General features: G+C 62.1%; 13 protein-coding genes. 4 read left to right on the top strand and 9 right to left on the bottom strand.

What is annotated here, in order from left to right:
- Positions 1–188 precede the first annotated feature (188 nt).
- Positions 189–2,510: a TonB-dependent receptor gene (locus tag C6Y56_RS04045; protein ID WP_169428824.1), complete on the top strand. Its 2,322-nt coding sequence runs from the start codon at positions 189–191 to the stop codon at positions 2,508–2,510.
- A 132-nt stretch (positions 2,511–2,642) separates the two neighbouring features.
- Positions 2,643–5,171, top strand: a complete 2,529-nt coding sequence (locus C6Y56_RS04040) for a PepSY domain-containing protein (protein WP_169428823.1) — start codon at positions 2,643–2,645, stop codon at positions 5,169–5,171.
- Positions 5,172–5,225: 54 nt separating this feature from the next.
- Here the strand turns inward: C6Y56_RS04040 and C6Y56_RS04035 are convergent, their stop codons facing one another.
- From C6Y56_RS04035 to ptsP, 4 genes are read right to left on the bottom strand one after another with little or no spacing between them, the layout of a single operon-like run.
- Positions 5,226–6,767 (bottom strand): alkaline phosphatase D family protein, encoded by a 1,542-nt coding sequence (locus C6Y56_RS04035; protein ID WP_169428822.1) that lies wholly within the window; start codon positions 6,765–6,767, stop codon positions 5,226–5,228.
- Between the two features lie 59 nt (positions 6,768–6,826).
- Positions 6,827–8,560: a PTS fructose-like transporter subunit IIB gene (locus C6Y56_RS04030; protein ID WP_169428821.1), complete on the bottom strand. Its 1,734-nt coding sequence runs from the start codon at positions 8,558–8,560 to the stop codon at positions 6,827–6,829.
- A gap of 11 nt (positions 8,561–8,571) precedes the next feature.
- A complete protein-coding gene (gene pfkB, locus C6Y56_RS04025; RefSeq protein ID WP_169428820.1) occupies positions 8,572–9,513 on the bottom strand; it encodes a 1-phosphofructokinase in 942 nt (313 codons plus the stop codon).
- Complete coding sequence (gene ptsP / locus C6Y56_RS04020; RefSeq protein WP_169428819.1) at positions 9,513–12,374, bottom strand: phosphoenolpyruvate--protein phosphotransferase; 2,862 nt, start codon at positions 12,372–12,374, stop codon at positions 9,513–9,515. The genes pfkB and ptsP overlap by 1 nt, the downstream gene beginning before the upstream one ends.
- Before the next feature lie 306 nt (positions 12,375–12,680).
- Between ptsP and cra the strand changes: the two genes are divergently transcribed.
- Positions 12,681–13,676 (top strand): catabolite repressor/activator, encoded by a 996-nt coding sequence (gene cra / locus C6Y56_RS04015; RefSeq protein ID WP_169428818.1) that lies wholly within the window; start codon positions 12,681–12,683, stop codon positions 13,674–13,676.
- A 3-nt stretch (positions 13,677–13,679) separates the two neighbouring features.
- On the top strand, positions 13,680–14,456 hold the full coding sequence (locus C6Y56_RS04010; protein ID WP_169428817.1) for a TatD family hydrolase: 777 nt from the start codon (positions 13,680–13,682) through the stop codon (positions 14,454–14,456).
- Here C6Y56_RS04010 and C6Y56_RS04005 read toward each other — a convergent pair whose 3' ends face one another.
- The 5 genes from C6Y56_RS04005 to C6Y56_RS03985 all read right to left on the bottom strand — a co-directional run bounded on the left by C6Y56_RS04005 (position 14,457) and on the right by C6Y56_RS03985 (position 20,859).
- Positions 14,457–14,846, bottom strand: coding sequence for a hypothetical protein (locus C6Y56_RS04005; protein ID WP_169428816.1), 390 nt, complete (start codon positions 14,844–14,846; stop codon positions 14,457–14,459).
- 153 nt (positions 14,847–14,999) lie between these two features.
- Positions 15,000–15,704, bottom strand: a complete 705-nt coding sequence (locus C6Y56_RS29520; protein WP_432760323.1) for a methyl-accepting chemotaxis protein — start codon at positions 15,702–15,704, stop codon at positions 15,000–15,002.
- Positions 15,705–17,214: 1,510 nt separating this feature from the next.
- Positions 17,215–18,051, bottom strand: a complete 837-nt coding sequence (ampE, locus tag C6Y56_RS03995; protein ID WP_169428814.1) for a regulatory signaling modulator protein AmpE — start codon at positions 18,049–18,051, stop codon at positions 17,215–17,217.
- Entirely contained in the window at positions 18,048–18,608 is a 561-nt protein-coding gene (gene ampD / locus C6Y56_RS03990; protein ID WP_169428813.1) for a 1,6-anhydro-N-acetylmuramyl-L-alanine amidase AmpD, read from the bottom strand. The genes ampE and ampD overlap by 4 nt, the downstream gene beginning before the upstream one ends.
- 64 nt (positions 18,609–18,672) lie before the next feature.
- Complete coding sequence (locus C6Y56_RS03985) at positions 18,673–20,859, bottom strand: DUF1631 domain-containing protein (protein WP_169428812.1); 2,187 nt, start codon at positions 20,857–20,859, stop codon at positions 18,673–18,675.
- Positions 20,860–21,057: the final 198 nt, after the last annotated feature.

Below are 21,057 nucleotides of genomic sequence, written 5' to 3'. Positions count from 1 at the left end.
AAAGAGGCGGCAATGGTATTGATTCTTATTGACTGTGTAAAACCCGCTAGACGAATGAATCGGTAAAAACCGTAAGGCTAAATTGTAAAGAATGTAAATTCGTCGCGAATAGCAATGTTTCGCAATTGATACGAATACCTGTTTACCCTATATTCCGCCGCCTCAAATCCTTGGGGAGGGGAATAAAAATGTCACGTCAACCAGCACAACTACCCGTCAGTTCACCACGTCTGCTCGCCTCTGCCATCGGCGTTGCACTGACCGCCGGCTCCGCAGGCCACATGGTGTTCGCGGCTGAAAAGACCGACAGCAAAGCCTCCGGCAATGCCATTGCCCTGGACGCCACCGCCATCACCGGCGAAGCCCAGGACTCGACGTCCTACCAGGTCGAGAAAGCCTCCTCACCCAAGTACACCGCGCCGCTGGTCGACACGCCGCGCTCGGTCACCGTGATTCCACAACAAGTGCTGAAAGACACCGGCGCCCTGAACATGCAGGACGCGCTGCGCACCGTACCGGGCATCACCTTCGGTGCCGGTGAAGGCGGCAACCCGCAGGGCGACCGTCCGTTCATCCGTGGTTTCGACGCCCAGGGCGACACCTACCTCGACGGCGTGCGAGACACCGGCTCCCAGAGCCGCGAGATCTTCGCCGTTGAAAACATCGAAGTCAGCAAGGGCCCGAACTCCGCCATCGGCGGTCGCGGCGCGGCGGGCGGCAGCATCAACCTGGTGAGCAAGAAAGCGCACCTGGGCAACTCGTTCGACGGTGGCTTCACCTGGGGCTCCGACCAGACCCAGCGTTACACCATGGATGGCAACTACCAGTTCAGCGACACCGCTGCCGGTCGTCTGAACCTGATGAGCCACGAGAGCAACGTCGCCGGTCGCGACAAGGTCGACTACGACCGTTGGGGCATCGCGCCATCCCTGGCCTTCGGCCTGGGCACCGACACCCGCGTCAACCTCGACTACTACCATCTCGAAAGCAACGACACGCCGGATTCGGGCATCCCTTACACGATTCCGGCCGGTGGCTCGGCGGCGCGCACAAAGTCCAATCCGGACAAGCCCTATGCCGGCGGCGATCACAGCAACTTCTACGGTCTGGACCGCGACTTCCGCAAGGGCCGCACCGACACCGCGACCTTCGCCATCGAGCATGACCTGAGCGACTCGCTGACCCTCAAGAACACCCTGCGTCACGGCACCAGCATGCAGGATTACATCCTGACCCAGCCGGACGACAGCAAAGGCAACGTGAACAACGGCAGCGTCTGGCGTCGTGCGAACACTCGCGTGAGCAACACCGAGACCACCACCAACCAGACCGATCTGTTCGGCAACTTCTACGTCGCCGGTTTCAAGAACAGCTTCTCCACCGGTGTCGAATACACCCGTGAGGAAAGCAGCAAATCCTCGTACAACGTCAACACCGACACCACGCCGCGCACCTCGGCCGTGACCACCAACTGCAACCCGGGCCTGATTGGCGCCGCCAGCGGCTACAACTGCACCTCGCTGTCGAACCCGACCCCGAACGATCCGTGGAACGGCGCCATTTCGCGCAATTACGCCGGCACCGACACCCAGTCCGATACCTACGCGCTGTATGCGTTCGACACCCTGGAGCTGTCCGAGCAATGGCTGGTCAACATGGGCCTGCGTTACGACCACTTCGAAACCGGCTACAAGACGTACACCAACGCAGGCACCACCACCTCCAAAGGTTCGGACACCAGCGAGTTCGTCACCGGGCAGTTCGGCATCGTCTACAAACCGGCAGAGAACGGCAGCATCTATGCGTCCTACGCCACCTCCGCCACACCGCCGGGCAACACTCTGGGTGAAGGTCAGGAAGGCAACCCGCTGGGTGGCACGCCGGATCGCAACGGCAACCTGCTCAAGAGCGACATGGAGCCGGAAACCACCAGGAACTACGAAATCGGTACCAAGTGGGATCTGCTGAACGATCGCCTGTCGCTGACCGCCGACATCTTCCGCACCGAGAAAGAAAACGCCCGCGTCCAGGTGGATACCACCTCGTACGAAAACGCCGGCAAGACCCGTGTGCAAGGTATCGAGCTGTCGGCCAGCGGCAAGATCACCGACAAGTGGCAAGTGTTCGCCGGCTACGCCTACATGGACAGCGAGCAAGTGGACGGTGGTGACCTGCCGGCCAACAAGGCCAACAACGGCAACGAACTGCCGAACACCCCGAAAAACAGCGCCAGCCTGTGGACCACTTACCAGGTCACGCCGAAGCTGACCATCGGTGGCGGTGCGTTCTACGTGGATGACGTATTCGGCAACGTGGCCAACACCACCATGGTCGACTCCTACGTTCGCTACGACGCGATGGCAGCGTACAAGCTGAGCAAGAACGTCGATCTGCAACTGAACGTGCAGAACCTGACCAACGAAACCTACTACGACAAGGCCTTCTCGACTCACTTCGCCAACCAGGCGGCGGGTCGTACGGCATTGCTGAGCACCAACTTCCACTTCTGACAGAAGCCGGAAGCCTCGGGCCCCGTTCATTCACGTGAACGGGGCTTTTGTGCGTAATAAAGAACGTTTCTCGATAAGCCACGGCATAATGCACGCCGTGAACACAATTTCCGAACGGACAAGGCAAGCGACGTGTTGAAGAAAACCCTGTTCCAGTTGCACTGGTTTTTTGGCATCACTGCCGGGCTGGTGCTGGCCCTGATGGGCATCACCGGCGCCGCCTATTCGTTTCAGGACGAGATTCTGAAGGCGCTCAATCCGTCGGTCCTGCAGGTGGAAAAGCAGGTCGCCGGCGTCCTGCCGCCCGCCGAACTGGTGGAACGCATCGAAGCGGCGGCGGGCAAGACCGTTTCAATGCTCACGGTCGAAACCGACAGCGGCAACGCCGCGCGAGTCTGGTTCACCCCGCCAAAGGGTGAGCGCCGTGGCGAGATGCGCTACTTCGACCCCTACACCGCCGAGTTCAAGGGCGACGCCACCGGTCAGGACTTCTTCGGCCTGATGCTGCAACTGCACCGTTTCCTCGCCATGGGCGACACCGGTCGCAGCATCACCGGCGCCTGCACCCTGATGCTGCTGTTCTTCTGCCTGTCCGGCCTGTACCTGCGCTGGCCGCGCCAGTGGAACAGCTGGCGCGTGTGGCTGACCCTGGACTGGAAGAAAAAGGGCCGCAGCTTCAACTGGGATCTGCACTCGGTGTTCGGTACCTGGTGCATGCTGGTGTATCTGTTGCTGGCACTGACCGGACTGTCCTGGTCCTACGAGTGGTACAACAAGGGATTGACGAAACTACTGTCGGATGCACCGCAGAACGAGCGCGTGCGCGGCGGTCGTGGTCCGGCTCCCGAAGGTCCGGCGCCGACCGCCGATTACGCCGCGATGTGGAGCAGCATCTACAGCGCCGCAGGTCCGGGCCTCGCCTCCTACAACATCCGCATGCCCCCTGTGGCCGGCCAACCGGCGACCGTGTTCTATCTGCTCGACAACTCGCCCCATGAGCGCGCGCTGAACCAGATCACCCTTGACCCGGCCACCGGCGTTGTCAAACGCGTCGACCGCTACGCCGACAAGAGCTTCAAGGCGCAATTGCTGACCAGCATTTATGCGCTGCACGTCGGCAGCTATTTCGGCTTGGTCGGGCGGATCATCGTCACCGTCGCGGCGGTGTTGATGCCGCTGTTCTTCATCACCGGCTGGCTTCTGTACCTGGATCGCCGACGCAAGAAAAAGCAGATCAAGGATGCCCGCGAAGGTCTCGAACAACCTGCCGGCGATACGCCCGCGTGGCTGATCGGTTTCGCCAGCCAGAGCGGTTTTGCCGAACAACTGGCGTGGCAGACCGCCGGCCAGTTGCAGGCCGCCGGATTGCCGGTGAAGGTGCAGCCGCTGGCGAATGTCAGCGAGCAGGATCTGCAGGAATCGAACAACGCGCTGTTCGTGGTCAGCACCTTCGGCGACGGCGAGGCGCCGGACAGCGCTCGCGGTTTCGAGCGCAAAGTGCTGACCCGTGCCTCGGCTCTCGACAACCTCAACTACTCGGTGCTCGGCCTCGGCGACCGTCAGTATCAGCACTTCTGCGGTTTCGCCCGACGCCTGCATCAATGGCTGGGCGAACACGGCGGCAAGACGCTGTTCGCTCCGGTGGAAGTCGACAGCGGCGATCCTTATGCACTGCGGCACTGGCAGACCCAGCTTGGCCTGATCACCGGCCAGGCGCCGGTCGATACCTGGCAGGCACCGAGCTACAGCAACTGGACGCTGGTCCGTCGCGAGTTGATGAACCCTGACAGCAGCGGCTCGCCGGTGTTTCTGCTGGGTCTTCGCGCACCGGACACCAGCAGCTGGCTCGCTGGCGATCTGGTGGAAGTGTTGCCACGCAACTGCCCGTGGGTCATCGAACATTTCCTCGACGGCCTCGGCATTCGTGGCGAAACCAGCGTAAAGGTCAACGGTCTGGAAGAATCGCTGGAAGTGGCCCTCGCCACCCGCCAGTTGCCCGAGCACCGCGCCCATCTGGTCGGTCTGCACGCTCAGGCGCTGGTCGATGCGATGGTGCCGCTGGCCATGCGTGAATACTCGATCGCCTCGATTGCCGCCGACGGCGTGCTGGAGCTGATCGTGCGTCAGGAACAACACAGCGACGGCACCCTCGGCATCGGCTCCGGCTGGCTGACCGAGCATGCTCCGGTCGGCGGCAGCATCAGCCTGCGGGTACGCCGCAACAGCGGTTTCCATCTGCCAAATGCGCCGGTGCCGATGATCCTGCTGGGCAACGGCACCGGACTTGCCGGGCTGCGCAGCTTGCTCAAGGCGCGGATTGCCGACGGCCAACAGCGTCATTGGCTGCTGTTTGGCGAGCGCAATCGCGAGCACGATTTCCTCTGCCGCGAGGAGCTGGAAGAGTGGTTGATCAATGGTGATCTGGCGCGACTGGACCTGGCGTTCTCGCGGGATCAGGCCGAGAAGATTTACGTGCAGGACCGCCTGCGCGAATCAGCCGGCGAGTTGAAGAAATGGCTGGCGGACGGTGCGGTGATCTACATCTGCGGCAGCCTTCAAGGCATGGCGTCAGGTGTGGATCAAGTGCTCAATGAAGTGCTGGGCGCCGCCGAAGTCGAACGCCTGATCGAACAGGGTCGCTATCGTCGCGACGTCTACTGATTCACCTTGGGCAACTGTGGGAGCAACCCTGCTCCCACAGGTTCAGCAATGGATTCAGACCGGCTGCAACTTCTGCTCAAACACCGCCACACCGTTCAGATCCCGCAGTACCACACTCATCTCCCCGCTCTGCCCCTCGATGTTCACCTCACCGAAAAACTGAAACCCGGCAAACGGCGAGGCGTTCTGCGTCGGCGGTGCTTTCTGGAACACCACTTGCGGGCCAAAGGTCTTGTCCAGCGGATTGGGCCCGAAGCTGCCGGCGTTCAGCGGCCCTGCGACAAACTCCCAGAACGGTTCGAAATCCTGAAACGCCGCGCGATCCGGGTGATAGTGATGTGCCGCGCAGTAATGCACGTCCGCCGTCAGGAACACGAAATTGCGCACCTGATGTGCCCGCAGGAATCCGAGCAATTCGGCCACTTCCAGCTCACGGCCCTGAGCCGGGCCGGGATCACCGTTGGCCACCGCTTCCCAGCGCGGCACACCGGGGCTGACTTCACCGTCCGGCACACCAAGACCGATCGGCATGTCCGCAGCGATGACCTTCCACTGGGCTTTCGACGCCTTCAATCCGCGCTTGAGCCAGTTCAGTTGCTCACGTCCGAGGAACGGTTTTTCCGCCCCGAGGTTGTCGTCGTTGGCGCCGCGATAGCTGCGCATGTCGAGCACGAACACATCGAGCATCGGCCCGTAGCTCAGCTTGCGATAAATCCGCCCGCCACCGTCCGCTGCCTGCCGGCGCATCGGCGAATATTCAAGCCACGCCTGGCGCGCACGTCCGACCAGGGTGTGGATATCTTTTTCCTGATAGCGCTCGTCGAGCTGTTTGCCCGGCGACCAGTTGTTGACCACTTCATGGTCGTCCCATTGCCAGATCTGCGGCACTTCGGCGTTGAAGCGGCGGATGTTTTCATCCATCAGGTTGTAGCGGTAATTGCCGCGATAATCGTCGAGGGTCTGCGCGACTTTGCTTTTGGCTTCCGTGGTGAGGTTGCGCCACACGCGGCCACCTTCGGTGGTCAGTTGCGCCGGCACCGGGCCGTCGGCGTAGATGGTGTCGCCGCTGTGGATAAAGAAGTCCGGCAGGCGCAGGCGCATGGATTCGTAGATGCGCATGCCGCCGATATCGGGGTTGATGCCGAAGCCTTGGCCGACGGTGTCGCCGCTCCAGACAAAACGGAGATTGCGCCGCGCCGTCGGTGCACTGCGCAAGTGGCCGAGCCACGGCTCGCTGGCAACGCCGGTGCGGGCGTCCTTGAAGTACACGCGATAGAAAATCGCCTGATCGGCGGGCAACCCGGTGAGTTCGACGCGAGCGGTGAAATCGCTACGGGCATCGGCCACCGCCGAGACGACCCGGCGCGGATGACGGAACTGGCTGCGGGTGTCCCACTCCACCACCATTTGCGCCGGACGATCGCTGCGACTCCAGATCATCGCCCGGTCGCCTTGCAGATCGCCGGACTGCACGCCGTCGGTGAGTTGCGGCCGATCCTTGACCGAAGCGATCACGGCCGGCGCCAGCCCTGGCATCAGCAAACCGGCGCCGACCACTTGCATCACGCGCCGGCGACCGAGGTTGAAATCGCTCATGGTGTTCTCCCTGAAAAAAGGAAAACTTAAGCACCGCTAGATGAAAGGGGTGTGACACCTCACGCCTTCGCGGGCTCCAGCGCCAGTTCCACAGCCTCCGGCCGCTTGACCAGCGCATACACCACCGCTGTCAGCAAACTGCCCGCGACGATGGCCAGCAGATACAACAACGCATGGTTGATCGCATTCGGGATCGCCAGCACGAACAGACCACCGTGCGGTGCCATCAGCTTGCAGCCGAAATACATCGACAGCGCACCGGTCAGCGCACCGCCGGCAATGCTCGCCGGGATCACCCGCAACGGGTCTTTTGCGGCAAACGGAATTGCCCCTTCGGAGATGAAGCACAACCCGAGCACCAGCGCCGCTTTACCGGCTTCGCGTTCGGTCTGGGCGAACTTGCGTCGGGCGATGAACGTGGCGATGCCCAGACCAATCGGCGGCACCATGCCGGCGGCCATGGTCGCGGCCATCGGTGCGTAACTCTGCGACGCCAGCAGCCCCACCGAGAACGCATACGCAGCCTTGTTGATCGGCCCTCCGAGGTCGACGCACATCATCCCGCCCAGCAGCACACCGAGCAGGATCGCGTTGGTGGTGCCCATGCTGTCGAGAAAATGCGTGAGCGCTGCGAGCATCCCCGCCACCGGTTTGCCAACCACGTAAATCATCACCAGCCCGGTGATCAGACTGGCGAACAGCGGGATGATCAGAATCGGTTTCAGCGCTTCCAGACTTTGCGGCAACGCCACATACCGACTGATCGCCTTGGCCGCGTAGCCTGCGATAAATCCGGCGACGATCCCGCCGATGAAGCCGGCGCCCAGGGTGCTCGCCAGCAAGCCGCCGATCATTCCCGGCGCCAGACCCGGACGGTCGGCAATCGAGTAGGCGATGTAACCGGCCAGCAACGGCACCATCAACTTGAACGCGGTCTCGCCACCGATTTGCATCAATGCCGCCGCCAGCGTGCCTTCTTCCTTGAATGCGGTGATGCCGAACACGAACGACAAGGCGATCATCAGACCGCCCGCCACCACCATCGGCAACATGAACGACACACCGGTCAGCAGGTGTTTGTAGATGCCGGTTTTCTCTTGTTTGGCCGGTACTTTTCCGTCGCCGGCAGCGCTTTCAACGACACCTTCGGCCAGGGCTTTTTTCAGCGTGGCTTCGGATTGCTTCAACGCGATCCCGGTACCGCAGCGATAGATTTTCTTGCCGGCGAACCGCTCGGTAGCGACTTCGATATCCGCCGCCAGCAGCACCACGTCGGCCTCGGCAATCGCTGTCGCGCTCAAGGGATTTTTCGCCCCTACCGAACCCTGGGTTTCCACCTGGAACTCATAACCCAGACGCTTGGCCGTTTGCTGCAAGGCTTCGGCGGCCATAAAGGTGTGCGCGACACCGGTCGGGCACGCGGTGACGGCAACGATGCGTGGTGCGGTCTGCGTGACTGCAGCCGGGGCAACGTCGCTGGCGACATGAACTTCGGCCTCTTCGACACCGCGACGCAGCACCGCTTCGACATCCTGCAGCGCTTGCGCCGGCGCGATCCGGAACACGCGTTTGCCGATGAAACGCGTCATGTCGATGTCGCCGGTGGCCACCAGCAACACCCACTCCGCCGCCTCGATGGTGGCCGCCGAAAGCGCTCGTTCCGGGTGCGCTGCGTCCACCACTTCGACGCTGGTGCTCCAGCCCTGACGCTGGGCTGCGGCATCCAGCAGCCGGGCACACAGCACACTGGTGACCATGCCGTTCGGGCAGGCCGTGACAATGGCTAACTTCATGACAAACCCTCTTATTGTTCTGTCAGGGGACGCACGCGCACGCCCTGTTCAAGCCGCGCCAGTTGCGCAGCATCATGAATACCGAAACCGATCTGGGTCACCGCCTGCGCCGCAATCGCCGTGGCCGTGCGCAGGGTTTGTTCCGGCGTGTCAGCGCTGAGCAGACCGTGCAGCATGCCGGCCAGCAACGAATCGCCGGCACCGACCGTGCTGGCGACGCTGACCTTCGGTGGCGTGGCATGTAACGCCGAGCCGACGCTGAACCAGTTCACGCCTTCGGCGCCGTGGGAAATCACCACATGCTCGATGCCCTGAGCGTGCAGCCGATCGGCCGCTTCGGCCTGTGACGCGTGGGACACCACTTCACAGCCCAGCGCATCGGCCAGCTCTTCGGCATTCGGCTTGATCAGCCACGGACCGGCCTTGAGCGCCGTGCGCAACGCTTCGCCGCTGGTGTCCAGCGCGACTTTCAGGCCCAGCCCCTTCAGGCGCTCAATCAACTCCCGCAACCATTTCGCACTGACTCCGCGCGGCAGGCTGCCGGCCACCACCACTGCGTCATGCCCCGGCGCGATCTGCACCAGACGATCCAGCAACGCCTGTTGTGCCACCACGTCCACTACCGGCCCCGGGCCGTTGATGTCGGTGATACGGCCGTTCTGTTCGGCGACCTTGATGTTGCTGCGAGTCTCGCCGGGCACACGGATGAAAGCGTCGACGAAACCGCGTTTGACGAACAGGTTTTCGAATGCCTGCAGGTTGTCTTCACCGAGAAAACCGCTGACCGTCAGTTGATGACCGAGATCGGCGAGCACCTGCGCGACGTTCACGCCTTTACCAGCGGCGTGGGTGTGCATCTCGTCGCTGCGATTGACCTGACCGACTTCCAGAAGCGGCAGCTGCACCGTCAGGTCCAGCGCCGGGTTGAGGGTCAGGGTAAGAATCTTGGCCATTACAGGGCCTCCACTAATGCGCGCACTTCGTTGGCGCTGCCCACGGCCAGGGCTTGTTGAGCAAGGGTTTGAGCCTGGGTCAGGCTGAGTTCGCGGATGCGCGCCTTGACCTCGGCAATGCTGCGCCCGGACACACTCAGTTCATCCACACCGAGGCCGACCAGTACCGGCACCGCCAGCGGATCCGCCGCCAGCTCGCCGCACACACCGACCCATTTGCCATGGGCATGGGCCGCGCGCACGGTGATGTCGATCAGTTGCAGCACCGCCGGGTGCAGGCCGTCCGCCTGGGCGGAGAGGGTCGGATGACCACGGTCGATGGCCAGGGTGTATTGGGTCAGGTCGTTGGTGCCGACGCTGAAGAAGTCCACCTCTTTGGCCAGCACCGGCGCCAGCAACGCGGCGGACGGCACTTCGATCATGATCCCCAGTTGCAGGTCGGCGACCGGAATTTCCAGGCGCAGGCGTTCGGTCATGTCGCGGGCCTGACGCCACTCTTCGACGCTGCCGACCATCGGGAACATGATCCGCAATGGTCGGTTGTCCGCCGAACGCAGCAAGGCGCGCAACTGCGCTTCCATGATTTGCGGACGCTGCAAAGTCAGGCGAATGCCGCGTACGCCGAGGAACGGGTTTTCTTCCTTGGCGATCGGCCAATACGGCAGCGGTTTGTCGCCGCCGACATCGAGGGTACGCACCACCAGCGGCCGACCGGCGAGACCATCAAGGACACGGCGGTATTCGGCTTCCTGAGTCGCCTCGTCCGGCGCCTGCGGGTGGGCCATGAAAATCAGCTCGGTGCGCAGCAAACCGATACCTTCGGCGCCCTGCTCCACCGCGCTGATCACACCGGCGCTTTCACCGATGTTGGCGAACACTTCCACGGCGTGGCCGTCGGTGGTGTGCGCCGGTTGATGACGTTGTTCGGCGGCGGCTTTCAGACGTTGTTCGCGGGTGTCGCGCTCTTCGCTGGCGCGTTGCAGGGTCGCGGCATCCGCGTCCACATGCAGGCGACCGCGCTGGCCGTCGAGCAGCAACGGCGTGCCCGGTTTCAGCAGCAACACCGCAGCGCCCGCACCGACCAGCGCCGGAATCCCCAGCGCGCGGGCCACGATGGCGCTGTGAGCGGTGGCGCCACCACGGGCGGTGAGAATCCCCGCGACCCGCGCCGGATCAAGACGCGCCACGTCGGACGGGCCGACTTCATCCATCACCAGAATGTACGGTTGCTCGGGCTCGGCGGGCGTCTGCACGCCGCACAGTTGCGCCAGCACCCGGCGCCCGATATCACGCAGGTCGGCAGCACGTTCGGCGAGCAACGCGTCCTGCAACGCTTCCTGCTGTTTCGCGGCGGCCTCGATCACAGCCATCCACGCCGCTTCGGCGCTTTCGCCCTGCTTGAGGCGGGTGTCGACTTCGTCGGTGAGTTCCGGGTCGTCGAGCATTTCCTGGTGGGTGATGAAAATCTCGCGAATCGCCTTGGCCTTGCTGCGTTCGATCAGGCCTTGAATATCCTGACGCACGTCGGCCAGCGCCTGCTTGAGACGCTCGCGCTCGATGGCGGCGGACTCGCCGCGCAACGGGTAATCGATGGCTTGCTGGACCTGAATGTGCGCCGGGCCGATGGCGATGCCGGGGGCGGCGGGAATCGCTTGCAGCAAGCTGCCGGAGGCCGGGGCGATGATGACTTCAGCTATGTCGGTGATCACTTCGGGTTGTTGGCTGACGGCCGGCAGCGGTTCGACTTCTTCACCGAGGCCTTCCTCGATCGCCGCCAACAACGCCGGCAACGCATCGGCGGCGATACTCGGCTCGGCGATGATTTCCAGCACCTGGCCACGACGGGCACCAAGGCTCAACAGCTTGCTCAAGCTCTTCACCGATACGGCGCTGTCCTGACCATCGACGATGCGCACACGAATTTCACCGTCAAAGCTCTTGGCCAGTTGCGCCAGAATCTTCGCCGGCCGCGCGTGCAGACCATGAGCGTTGGCCAGTGCAATCCGCGCATTTGGCCAGTCGGCCGGCAACTCGCCGCCGAGCACTTCGAGGACTTTACGGCTGCTGGTGGCGCGGCCCAGTTCATGACCGCGACCTTCGATCAGCAACGCGCACAACCGCTCGAGCAACGCCTGATGCGCTTCACCGAGGCTGGCCAGACAGAACAGACCGCTGAGCGGCTGACCGAGGTAACGCATTGGTTTGTCCGGCGTGACGAATGCCAAACCTGGACGCTTCACGGTCTGTTCGCTGTGCAGCCACCACAGGCCATCGCCCAGCGGCAGCGCTTCGACTTGCTGCAACACCCCGGCAAAACCGTTGCTCACGCAATCGGCCTGACGCAGCAGACGCGCACCGCGCCAGACCAGCTCTTCGAAATCGTCGGCAGAGACCCCGAGGCCGATCATCTGTGCATCCAGCGCCAGCTCCTGTGGCGCGCCTTGCAGCAGTTTCAGCAGCGCTTCGGGCGAACTGGCACGGCGCAGCGCCTGGCCCAGATCGGTCTCGCCGAGGGCGCGGGTCAGCAGTTGCAGCAGGCGCAGGTGTTCGTCGGATTTGGCCGCGATGCCGATGGCCAGATAGACGATCTGGCCGTCGCCCCAATCCACGCCGTCGGGAAACTGCATCAAGCGCACGCCGGTCGCGAACACCTGGTCACGGGTTTCGGGCGTGCCGTGGGGAATCGCAATGCCTTGACCGAGGAAGGTCGAGCCCTGAGCCTCCCGGGCCTGCAGGCCGGCGAGGTATCCATCGGCGACGAGGCCATCGGCGACCAGATGACTGGCCAGCAATTGCAAAGCGGCGGGTTTATCCACAGCCGACTGGCCCATGGATATCTGCTCTACAGTGAGCTCGAGCATGCGATCTCCTTTTTGACGCGTTGATGCGCCAGGTATTGTTTTGAATGGTTGCAGCTTAGGCGCTTGTAGGCTTCCCTTTCAGGAGGCAGTTTTGGCGGTTTCACGGCAGAACCGGCCAAAGGCGTCTAAAACGTAGAAAATACGCTTGCTGAAACGTTTAATCTAGATTGATCGGCACGTTACTCGATAATGTCCCATCCTTGAAGTCCAACTTGTCGGATGCGCTGAGACAATGGTCGCCTGCCTGAATCGGGTAGGATTGGCGAAAATGTCGCGGCAAGCTCGAAAAAACAAGGAAATCCCGGGTTGAAACTCAGTGATATCGCGCGGTTGGCCGGAGTGTCCGTGACCACCGCCAGCTACGTCATCAACGGCAAGGCCGAACAGCAACGCATCAGCACCGCGACTGTCGAGCGGGTGCGGGCGGTGGTCGATCAGCACGGCTTTACGCCCAATCCACAGGCGGCCGGGCTGCGCAGCCGGCATACCCGGACCCTGGGTTTTATCCTGCCGGATCTGGAAAACCCCAGTTACGCGCGGATCGCCAAGCTGTTGGAACAAGGTGCCCGGGCTCGCGGTTATCAGTTGCTGATCGCCAGTTCCGACGATGCACCGGACAGCGAGCGGCAACTGCTGCAACTGTTCCGCGCCCGGCGTTGCGATGCGCTGATCGTCGCCAGTTGCCTGCCGGCCGGTGATGACAGCTACCGCCAGTTGCAGGCCAAGGGTTTGCCGGTCATCGCCATCGACCGAGTGATGGACCCCGAGCATTTCTGCTCGGTGGTCAGCGACGACCGCGAGGCCAGCCTGCACCTGACCGAAAGCCTGCTCGACCCGCAACCGAAACAGATCGTGCTGCTGGGTGCCCGCCCGGAACTGAGCATCAGCCAGGAACGTGCCGCCGGCTTTAAACAGGCCCTCGCCGGATTCAAGGGCGAAGTGCTGATCGAGCACGCCGAGTCCTTCAGCCGCGAATGCGGCAAGCAATTGATGGAAGAACTCCTGCAACGTCTCGGGCATTTGCCGGATGCGCTGGTGACCACGTCCTACGTGCTGTTGCAGGGTGTGTTCGACGCGTTGCATGACTTCCCGCTCAAATCCCGCCCGCTGCGCCTCGGCACATTTGGCGACACCCAATTGCTGGACTTCCTGCCGCTGCCGGTCAACGCCATGGCCCAGCAGCACCAGTTGATCGCCGACAAGGCCCTGGCACTGGCGCTGGCAGCGGTCGAGCAATCGGATTACCAGCCTGGCGTGCAGGCCATCGCCCGTACCTTCAAGCAGCGTATTCACCGGGACTGAACCGTGGAGCTGATCGACAGCCACACCCATCTGGACTTTCCCGACTTCGACGCCGACCGAGCGGCGTTGCTGGCCGAGAGCCGTGCCCTCGGCGTGCGGCGGATGGTGGTGCTGGGAGTCTGCGAAGGCAACTGGCAGCGGGTGTGGGATCTGGTGCAAAGCGATCCCGACCTGTACGCGGCTTTCGGACTGCACCCGGTGTATCTGGATCAGCATCGGCCGCAAGACTTGCTTGCGCTGGGCGATTGGCTGACACGGCTGCGCGGTCATCGACAGCTGTGCGCCGTCGGCGAAATCGGACTGGATTACTTCATCGAAACCCTAGACCGCGAACGCCAGCAAGCACTGTTCGACGCGCAACTGCAGTTGGCGGCGGATTTCGAGTTACCGGCGTTGATCCACGTGCGGCGCAGCCATGCGGCGGTGATTGCCACGCTCAAGCGATTCAAACTCAAACGCGCCGGCATCATCCACGCTTTCGCCGGCAGCCGTGAAGAGGCGCGGGAATACATCAAACTCGGTTTCAGACTGGGTCTCGGCGGCGCGCCGACCTGGCCTCAGGCCTTGCGTATGCATCGAGTACTGGCGGATTTACCGCTGGGCTCGGTGGTGCTGGAAACCGACTCACCGGACATGGCACCCGCCATGTACCCTGGCCTGCGCAACACACCGGCGCATCTGCCGGCGATCTGCAACGCGCTTGCGGGATTGATGAGTATCAGCGCAGAACAACTTGCCGAGGCCAGCACCGCCAACTGCCGCGAAGTGTTCGGCTGGTAGTCATTCGCCGTGGGCCTTCACCGCGTCGAGCGTCAGGGTCATATGCTGGCGATGGTGAACAAAACGCATCAGCGCGAAGTAGACGAAAACCACGATCAGTGAAGCATTCAACTGCTCGGTCACGTTGAGCAGCCCGATCCATTCCATCACCAGCGCCACCAGCAACGCAGTACACACCGTCAACGAAGCACTGAAGCGCAACCAGCCCAGCGAATCGAGGGATCTGAAACGTCTGATCTGTTTCGGGCAGCGCAGCTCCAGGGCTTTCTCGCAGTGAGCACAGGTGAACGGTTCATTGATCGCGATGGCATTGAGTTGCCAGGGTTTGAGCAGCAACGTGGTCTGGCAATGGGCACAGCGGCCCTGGACTCCCAGGGTTGCAACAGACATGTGTGGCCTCCTCCAAACGGTCAGTTGGTGTGATCTTGATCCATTGAAGACGAAAAATCAGGGCACGGAGGAAATCAGGAAATTGCTTACAAATGTAAGCAAAGAAGTACTACAAATTATTCCGACAAACCTGCCTCGCGAGAGGCAGGCTGATTAAACCCGGAAGGCGCTGATCAACTGCTTCAACTCAACCACCTGAGCCGACAGGGCGCGACTGGCGTTTTCGGTCTGACAGGCCCCTTCGGCCGTGCGTTCACCGGCGCGGTTGATCTCGACAATGTTCTGGTCGATGTCATGGGCCACAGCGGTCTGCTGCTCTACGGCTGCGGCGATCTGCTGGTTCTGGTCGACGATCATTCCTACCGCACCGAGGATGTTTTCCAGCGCCTGCTGGACCTTTTCCGACTGTCCGACCGTACCGTTGGCCATCGAATGACTGACACCCATGGCCTTCACTGCTGCGCCGACTCCGCCGTGAAGCCTGGCGATCATCTGCTCGATTTCTTCGGTCGATTGCTGAGTGCGTTTGGCCAGCGTCCGTACTTCGTCCGCCACCACCGCAAAACCCCGGCCCTGCTCACCGGCCCGCGCCGCTTCGATCGCCGCGTTGAGGGCCAGCAGATTGGTCTGCTCGGCGATGCTCTTGATCACCTCCAGCACCCGGCTGATCGACTGACTGTCGCTGGCCAACTGATTGATCACCCGCACCGACTGATCGATCTCACTGGCCAGTGCCGCGATGCTGCCCTGCTGCGACTCCACCAGACCACGTCCGTTGATGGTTTCGTCGTTGACGCTGTGGGCGCTGCTCACTGCAGCCGCCGCACTGCGTGCCACTTCCTGCGAGGTCGCCGACATCTGGTTCATGGCCGTGGCCACCTGCTCGATCTGGCTGCGCTGTCCGGCCACCGCCTGATTGCTTTGCGCCGAAACGTTTTCCACTTGCCCGGCCTGACGCTCGACCTCGCCGACGGTATGACCGACCCGCTCGATCAAGTCATGGATCTTGCGCACCGTGCCATTGAACACCTCGCCCAGTTCGCCCAGTTCATCGCGGCTATGGGCCACGAAGTTGACCGTCATATCCCCGGCCGCGACTCTGTCCATCATCGCGCCAAGACGTTTTAGCGTATTGCGGGTCGAGGCGTAGAAGCCGCCATAGAGGTAGAAGATCAGCACGAATACCACCGACAGCGCCACGGCTTGCAACACCATGTGCGTACGGTTCTGCGCCAGACGTTGCTGCAACTGGGTATCGAGAAATTTCAGGGTGGCTTCGTTGAACTGATAGGTGCGATCCATCAGCCCGGTGATCTGATCGTAGAAAGCCTGCCATGGGGCATCGAGTGTCTCGGCCACCACCACTTGTTCTTCAAACACTTCGCTGGCCTGTTTCAGCGACGCCTTGCTGGCATCGGCCGCGGGGCTCAGCGAGTCACGCGCAGCCTTGCTCGAACCCAGCGCGTCCTGCAGTTTCAGCCCGTATTCGCCCTGAAGCTTTTCGATCTGCGCCAGCAGTTCATCGAACCGAGTGCTGGAGGAACTGTTGAGAAACCCCTGCCCCAACGAGAAGGAGCCCATGGCCCGGCCTTCGCCGAGGGTCTGAGTGATGGCTGGTGTGATGGCTGTGACCAGCTCGCTGAGTTGGCGGATGTCGCTCTGAGTGTCGCGGCTCAGGCCGGCCTGGCTGGCGATGATCTGGCTGAAGATCTGTGCACTGCCCAGCAGCTTGCCGATCAGCGCGCTTTTGCTTTGCAGGGAGTTTTCAGCTTGCTGGGCCTTGAACGCGGCAATCATTTCATCGCGCTTGGCATCGAAGACCTTGATTTGCTCGGGGTCGTCGGTCATGGCCGCGAGCCCCTGCAGGCGCGTCAGGACGCTTTGCTCCAGACCGGTGATTTGCGACTCGACATTGCCGGCCTTGCCCGACTGGCCAAGGGTGACGTTGATCTGCACCAGGTTATTGAGGGTTTCCAGATCCCGACGCAGGGTCAGGCTGCTGCCCAGCAGGTCGAGGCTTTGCAACTCCACCCGGGTGCCCTGGAATTCGCGATAGGAATCGCGAACCAGATAGAAATTGGTCACCAGCATCGGTACCAGGAACAGCACGCTGATCAGGCTGAACTTCATGCCGAAGCTCAGACGGTTCATCAGCGAGACGGCGGGATAGAGCAAGCTCTTCACTGGAAGTCTCCCTTGGTTTTTTCTTGTTTTTATTGGCAGGCGCGGGGCGACAGCAGATAGCCACTATCGGGCGCTATCTCTGTATAGCTCAAATCGAAGGGAGGTTTTGTAACTTAAGGTTAACGGCAAAGGATCGCCCGGACGCGGGCTGCGTTCGGGCGACATATTGATCTTCAGGCAGGCATCAGTGGATCAGGACGGTCCACAGGGCAAACCCGGCGTACCACAACACCGCAGCACGCAGCAGCAGCTCCCACAGGCAATCGAGGGTGTTGATGCCTTCCGGGCCGACGACGGCAGGCGGAATCTCTCCGGCGGCCAGGCCGACCTTGTTGATCAGTTGCGCGGCGCTGATGTTCCAGTTCAACAGCTCATGCAGCATGATCCGGCTGACCGCGACAAAGTTGCCGACCAGCGCGAGACTTGCCGCCAACAGGCGCACCGGCACCCAGTCGAAGGCGTGCCGCAATTGCCCTGCCCGCTCGGCCAGCGCCGGGTTCTGCGCGTTCTCTTCTGCCAGGGCCAGCAGGCGATAGCTCAGGGCGGCGACCGGACCGAGCAGGAAGTACCAGAAAATCACTGCGAAAAAACTCTGGTACGCCTGCCACAACAGATGCTGCTGTACCTGCTCCAGCAGTTGCTCGCCGCTCTCGGCGCAGATATCCAGATCGCGCTTGGCCACATGTGCAGCGGCTTGCAGATCCTCACGGCGCCAGGCGTCACGGAACGGTCCAAGACCGCCGAGCAGATCTCCCCGCCCCAGGCTGTAAATCACCACCAGCAAATGCACCGGCAGGGCCAACAGGCCATAGGCAACCGGCTCCAGCACCAACAGCAGCAGCCCCAGCAAGGCCACCGGCAACAACACCAGAATGACCAGCACCAGCCATGGCCGTTTTGCCAGATTGCCGCTTTCAAGCTTGTGCAGTTCGCGGATCCATCCGCCATCGCGTTGAACCCGATGGCGCAGGGCCGAAAACTTCTCGACCCAGACCGCCAGCAGTAACACCAGAAAACTCATTGTCCTTCCTCTTGTGCCAGGGCTGCGCGGTAGCGTGCCCAATCGAATGCCGGGCCAGGATCGGTCTTGCGCCCGGGTGCGATGTCGCTGTGCCCGCAGATACGAGCGCCGGTGATAGCCGGAAATGCTGTTTGCAACTGACGGGTCAGCGTGATCAAGGCCTGATACTGCGCATCGGTAAATGGCAGATCATCAGTGCCTTCGAGCTCGATGCCCACGGAAAAATCGTTACAGGTTTCGCGGCCTTCAAAAATCGATACACCCGCATGCCACGCCCGCTCGAGACAGGAGACAAACTGGGTGACCTTGCCGTCACGTTCGATCAGGAAATGCGCGGAGACGCGCAGGTCGGCAATCCCGGCAAAGTAAGGATGCTCCGTGACATCCAGACGATTCTGGAAAAATTCCTGCACCTTACCGGTGGCGAACTGCGCCGGCGGCAGGCTGATGTTGTGGATGACCAACAGCGAAACTTCGCCCGCCGGGCGCTCATTGAAGTTGGGCGATGGGCAGACCTGCACCCCATGACACCACCCGCTTGCGGGATCCAACTGCATACCGATTCCTTCAACGCCGACTGTGTTGGCGCCCAGTATGCCGCGATCGACCCCCGACGCGCGATCACTTGCCGTTATTGAGCCGTCGCAGATTGCCGAGCACCGACTCCAGCGCGCGGTCGAACAGCAAGGTATCGTCCAGAGCCCGCACCGTGCCCCGGCGGAACTCCATGGCCAGGGCGAGCCGGTTGCGCTCCTGGACCTTCATCCCGGTGCGATCGACGAATACGTACTTGCCAGTGGCCTGAACGATCGCCGCCAGTTTGCAGCGCAAGACGTGCTCGTCATCCTCCTCGAACGCCACCCAGCTGCCCAGACGCAGCTGATCGACCTGGCGCAGGCTCGCGTCGTCGGCCGGCAAGCGCTCCGGGGTCAGGGTGAGGGCGGCCTCGTCAGCGGTCTGCAAAACGATGGCCCGGGAAACCTCGATCATCGGTGGCAATTCGCACTGATCCACTGCCGGCGTTTCGAGCAAGCGCACATGCAGCCCCTCCAGCTCACTGAAAAACTCGCTGGTGGCAAACGGGTCGAAGGCCGAGCTGCTCAACCCGTCACGCAACGATTTGAGCAACCCCGGCACCAGCGTCAGCAAGCGCAGGCCCGCGTCAGCCTCGGCGTGACGCTGCACACTCCAGATCAATTGTTCCATGGTCTGCACATCGGCCTGCCATTCGGCGGACTGATCGCCGTGCTTGAGACAGGTCAGCAGCAACACTTTGCTCCAGGCAGTCTGCACGAAGGCTACCACCGACGGTGGCAGGACTTTGCCCAGCAGCGCCCGGGTCATCGCTTGTTCGACGCAGACACGCGCCAGCTCGGTTTTCGCCCGACCCTCTTCAGCGTCGCGCAGGCGTTGCTCAAGCAGTTCACTGCGGCGACGTTCATCGCTGGTGAACGTTAGGAAGTCCGCCAGCAGTTCGGAGAAGATCGCCGGGTCATCAACGAAATCCGTCAGCAGCCGCTGTACCACTTGCTCGATCCGCAAGTACAGGCTGCCCCGTGCATCGCCGTCGCACTCGCCCCAGCCCATGGCCGCTTCGGCGATTTCATTGAGCAGGCGGCGTGCCGGATGACTGCTGCGGCTGAAAAAGCTCTTGTCGATCACTGCGACTTTCAACATGGGAATCTGCAGCCGGGCGATCAACGCCTTGAGGGAGTCCGGCAGATTGCGATCGTCGAGAATGCAGTCGAAGACCATGGCGACGAGGTTGATCACATCCTCGTCGGCCTCTCCGACGACCCGGGATTTGCCGCTTTTCACACTGACCCGGGTCAGCAGTTGTTCAAGCTGGTTGCGCAGGTCGAAGTCTTCCTGCCCCGCCAGCGCCGGCACGTATTGCTGCAAGTGCGACAGCAGGCGCAACAGATCGCGGGTGGAAATCGGCAGGGTCGCCGCGCTGGGCTCCAGAGTCGGCGCCACACTGCCGCGCAGGTGTGACAACAGTTCCTGAAGTGCGGCAAAAACCTCCTGTACACCGGCGTCCGCTGGCGCCTGATCGAGATCGTCAAACTCGCCGTCCACGCTGGCCACAGCATGATCCCCGACCCGGCGCGAAGGGGCCGGTTTCAGTTCGGGCAACACACCGGTAGCCACCAGCAGTTGATTGGCTTCGGCGAACAACTGAGCGGTATCAGCCAGTACATAGCGCTCGAACAGTTTGAGCAGAATCAGCTTGACCTTGATCTCCACCCCCAGATTGCGCCCGGCCTGGAGGAAATACTCACAGAGCATCGCCGGCCCCAGCGGGTTGTGGCGATCATCGAGGGATTTACCCAGCAATGCATTGAGCCGAGCGGTCAACTGATCGAGTGCAAGACCGTCGCGGTTGAGCACCCGACCCACCATGGTCTCGATGGCTACGTTGCGCTCCATGTCGTCGGTACGCGGCGTGGCGTCTTCGTACTGCAATGCATGCGAAACGACGTTTTGGGCAGGATCCGATTGAATGAGACCGACAAAGGCCTCGAAGTATTGCTCGAGAAAGCCGCGCTCGATGTTCTTGCGCTTGAGGCGCAGGTCGCGCATGGCTTCGAAAAAGATGTTCTGCTCGACGTCGTTGCGCGCCCGGTCGGCCATTTCGAACAGAGTGTCGTCGGCGTTATCGAACAGTTCCTGCAGGCCGTTGCGCAGGCGTTGTGCAGCCTTGTCGCGAACCTGAAGCAGAATCACAGGCAGGCGGGCGAGCGGCGAGTGGTTCGCCTGATCGGTAGCAGCCTTGTGCAAAGGCACTACGTTCCCGTCGTTGTGCATCCAAGCCTCCTGAAACGGTGATTTGCCGACGTCAAAGACATGGCGTCAAATGCAAGGCGGATTATCTTGCAAAAGTTGTCTCCGGCGCCAGAGGCGTCAGGGTTTCCCCTAGACGGGCGCACCCTTGAGTGACCGCCGCCCAACGGCTTTCGCTCCATGGAATCGACCAGATGCAGGCAGCCACGCGGTTCTCGCCTT

It is taken from the genome of Pseudomonas fluorescens (assembly GCF_012974785.1).
Lineage (GTDB): Bacteria > Pseudomonadota > Gammaproteobacteria > Pseudomonadales > Pseudomonadaceae > Aquipseudomonas > Aquipseudomonas fluorescens_BT.
The sequence above is the reverse complement of the archived record's forward strand: the minus strand, read 5'-3'. Positions and strand labels throughout refer to the sequence as shown.